This is a genomic window from uncultured Gimesia sp. (assembly GCF_937910335.1).
Classification (GTDB): Bacteria; Planctomycetota; Planctomycetia; order Planctomycetales; family Planctomycetaceae; genus Gimesia.
Genome location: NZ_CALEMX010000170.1, coordinates 1 through 3,179 on the forward strand (window position 1 = coordinate 1; position 3,179 = coordinate 3,179).

Genomic DNA, 3,179 nt, shown 5'->3' on the forward strand with positions numbered 1-3,179 from the left:
GTGCAACATTGGCCTTTCTACTAAGCCGGTTCTTATTTCGTAATGCGATTCAAAACAAGTTTGGCCAGCAGTTAGCCAACTTCAACGAAGCCCTGAAAAAAGAAGGCCCGTTCTTTCTGTTTACATTGCGATTAATTCCCGCTGTCCCGTTTTTCGTGATCAATGCCGTCATGGGATTAACACCCATTCGCACATTCACTTTCTGGTGGGTCAGCCAGATAGGTATGTTAGCTGGCACAATGGTGTATGTGTATGCCGGTTCGAGTGTCCCCAATTTGCAGACACTCGCAGACAAGGGAATTAACGCAGTGTTTACACCAAGCCAGTTTACTCAAATCATTGTTGCCTTTATTCTACTCGGCATCTTCCCATTGATTGTTAGATTTACCATGAAATTATTGAAACGAACAAAGTCACAGCCGGTAACAGCAGATGAAGTTGATACATAAGCCTGCGTCAAAATTCGATTGAAAATCAATTTAAATACAATTACCAGAATATTGTAAAAAGAGGATAAGATGACTGAACAGGAACTCGCCCAACTCTTACCAAAAGACCTGCATAATCAACAACTCGAAGCCAACGTCCATCCTCCGGATTGGACGAATCCGACACCAAGCGGTAACTATAATTTGGTAGTAATCGGTGCCGGAACGGCGGGACTCGTAACCGCTGCGGGTGCGGCAGGACTAGGAGCGAAAGTAGCTCTTATCGAACGTGAATTAATGGGCGGTGATTGCCTCAACGTTGGCTGCGTCCCCTCGAAAGGTGTGATTCGCGCAGCGCGTGTAGCAGCAACAGTACGTGATGCAAAACCATTTGGTGTTAATCTTTCAGAAGAAGATTCTTCATTCGATTTCGGTAAAGCGATGGAACGTATGAGACGCCTCCGCGCCAAAATCAGTCCAAATGATTCAGCCAAACGATTTGAGGAGTTTGGCATTGATGTATTTTTTGGACAAGGTTCGTTCGTCGACGATAATACCATCACAGTCACGACCGCCACTGGTTCGGTAACAAATCTGAATTTCAAAAAGGCAGTCATTGCCTCGGGTGCACGCGCATCCGCCCCCCCCATTCCCGGGTTGGACACTATCGATTATTTAACCAACGAAACACTGTTCGCTTTGACAGAGCTTCCAAAACGCTTCGGTATTGTTGGAAGCGGTCCCATCGGCAGTGAAATGGCACAATCTTTTGCCCGTTTCGGAAGCGAAGTGTTTCTCTTCGAACGTTCAGATCATATTCTACCTCGCGAAGATGAAGATGCCGCTGCTATTGTTCAGAAGCAATTCGAGCATGATGGTGTCAAACTCTTGTTTAACAGTAAAGACATGCAACTTGGTCCTACAGAAGACGGGAAGATTCGCGTCACAGTAGCTCAAAATGGCCAGACCAGTAATACAATCGTGGATCAATTACTTGTTGCCGTGGGACGCGCTCCGAATATTGATGGATTGAACCTGGAAGCTGTCAATGTGAACTATAATCAGGCGGGGGTTGAAGTGAATGATAATCTACAGACAACAAACCCTCGAATCTTCGCCGCCGGTGATGTCTGCTCTAAATACAAGTTCACACATGCAGCAGATTTTCAGGCGCGCATCGTCATCCAGAATGCCTTATTCGCTTTTGGACCATTCGGCAGAAAGAAAGCCAGTAATCTGATCATTCCCTGGGCAACCTACACTTCACCCGAGATCGCGCATGTGGGATCCTATGAAGCTGAAGCAAAGCAAGCGGGCATCGAGATCGATACTTATATTCAACACTTCAATGAGGTCGATCGCGCGATCCTTGAGGGTCAAGACGAAGGTTTCGTTAAAGTGCATACCAGGCGAGGTACAGATGAAATTGTTGGCGCGACCATCGTTGCCGAAAATGCCGGCGATTTGATTTCAGAGATCACGCTTGCGATGACCAATGGACTCGGTCTCTCAAAAATCGGCAGCACGATCCATCCTTATCCGACTCAGGCCGAAGCCATTCGCAAACTCGGCGATCAATACAGTCGTACCCGTTTGACACCATTTATCAAATCACTTTTCAAGAAATGGTTATCCTGGACGCGTTAGAATTTTTCCAGCCAAACATACCTCGCCCCACCATCTAACACTTTTAAATCGAAACATTTTTATGCAATTGAGCCTTAAGCTAACCGGACTGTTGGGATTACTGGCTGCCATTCTGGTAGGAACTGGTGAATTTTTAATTCACTTTGACCCATTATCACGCTTCAGCGATAGCTCTTACGACTTCATGCTGGATACGACCGAAACGAGACTGACCACAGGACATTTTTTTGCGATGATCGGTATCCCATTTTATTTTATTGGTTCCTGGCATATTTACCAAATGCTACGTCCAGCCAGCAATAAGCTTGCATTTACTGCTTTTCTGATTGCCTCTTATTTTACTGGCTGTTTTGGTGGGGCCTCGGTACAGCGGGAGGCCTGGCTTTTCTTGGCTCCGCAATGGAATTAATCAGCGGAAATATCTGTCCGCGAGCTTTTGAATGGATACCCATGTGTTACATCTCGTTGGGTTTTAGTGTGATTGTCGGCATTCTCTTTGCGGTAATCACTCGCTCACCCGATGCCCCAGAAGCTACGAAATCGAAACCAGTCAATGACAACTGAATGACAAGCGAACTACCAATCCCGCACCTGAGGAGTCGGCCTGCTATTAGAAAACCGTACAAGTTTCTATGAGGGCAATCCGTAAACCGGCCATCTTTAGCCGCCTGCTTTTCACGAGCTTCTGTTTCAGGAAAGCCGTTCCGGGATTGGCCGGCGGGGCAGATGCATCGTTGATGCTAGCCACACAGGCTGCGCTGAGTCCGTCATTCACACTCCAACGCGCGATCACAACCCCCATTCAAGACATGCGGCCCGGAATGCGGATTGTCGGACGGAATCAACCAACTTACTAGATTCAGGTCTTAGTGTCCGTAAAGGACGTAGAAATCCGAACCCTCTCTTGGATACTCTCATATGAAAAGATTCAGGGCATTTTGCTCTGGGTCTTTTTTCGTTGCCCGTTTCATTACCGGCAATAAAAACGGAACATCTCTGTTCAGAAAGTATCTTCAGAAAGTAGACAGTAAAAAAGCACTGATCAAAAGGCTTTGGAGTTGAGAGAAATTTCCCAAAACGACATTTGCCAAAATGAGTCTTGCA

Annotated in this window: 4 protein-coding genes; all 4 read left to right on the plus strand. The window is 46.5% G+C overall.

The features are described 5' to 3' along the window. On the plus strand, window positions 1-449 hold a 449-nt coding region (locus tag Q0668_RS06600), incomplete at its 5' end, for a VTT domain-containing protein (RefSeq protein WP_298861656.1). 69 nt (window positions 450-518) lie between these two features. After that, window positions 519-2,075 (plus strand): mercuric reductase, encoded by a 1,557-nt coding sequence (locus tag Q0668_RS06605; RefSeq protein ID WP_298861658.1) that lies wholly within the window; start codon window positions 519-521, stop codon window positions 2,073-2,075. Window positions 2,076-2,136: 61 nt separating this feature from the next. Continuing rightward, a complete protein-coding gene (locus Q0668_RS06610) occupies window positions 2,137-2,484 on the plus strand; it encodes a DUF6796 family protein (protein ID WP_298861661.1) in 348 nt (115 codons plus the stop codon). A gap of 301 nt (window positions 2,485-2,785) precedes the next feature. Next, entirely contained in the window at window positions 2,786-2,932 is a 147-nt protein-coding gene (locus Q0668_RS25865) for a hypothetical protein (RefSeq protein WP_366918878.1), read from the plus strand. The last annotated feature ends 247 nt before the right edge of the window (window positions 2,933-3,179 follow it).

What these genes read in the sequence shown, in the direction of transcription:
- Q0668_RS06605 (WP_298861658.1), top strand. Translation starts at nt 519, where the DNA reads ATGACTGAACAGGAACTCGCCCAACTCTTACCAAAAGACCTGCATAAT.
- Q0668_RS06610 (WP_298861661.1), top strand. Translation starts at nt 2,137, where the DNA reads ATGCAATTGAGCCTTAAGCTAACCGGACTGTTGGGATTACTGGCTGCC.